The sequence below is a fragment of the Streptococcus danieliae genome (assembly GCF_013415245.1).
Lineage (GTDB): Bacteria > Bacillota > Bacilli > Lactobacillales > Streptococcaceae > Streptococcus > Streptococcus danieliae_A.
This window is the reverse complement of record NZ_JACBXX010000260.1, coordinates 1-360: the sequence shown is the minus strand read 5'-3', so window position 1 is coordinate 360 and position 360 is coordinate 1. Positions and strand designations below refer to the sequence as shown.

Genomic DNA, 360 nt, shown 5'->3' with positions numbered 1-360 from the left:
TCTTCTACACTTGCTGGGTTGTAGCTTGGGTTGTATTTCTCTGCTTCTGGACGAGCAGTCACTTGTACCGTTACTGGCACAACATCCTGCGAACCATCTCTATAACGAACTGTAACACTACCAGACAGACCACCTGATGGGGCATCCGCTGGGACAACTACCGTCACACGACCTTGAGCGTCAACTGCCATTCCGGAGCCGACAACACTGTAAGTAGCGCTCGCTGGCAAGTTCTTACCGGTTAGAACGACTTGCTCTCCAGCTTCTACACTTGCTGGGTTGTAGCTTGGGTTGTATTTCTCTGCTTCTGGACGAGCAGTCACTTGTACCGTTACTGGCACAACATCCTGCGAGCCATCG

The 360-nt window shown here is 51.7% G+C and carries 1 protein-coding gene; it reads right to left on the bottom strand.

The window, feature by feature from the left end:
• Positions 1 to 360: Rib/alpha-like domain-containing protein (locus HZY94_RS10090; protein ID WP_179926001.1), on the bottom strand; the 360-nt coding region annotated here is incomplete at both ends.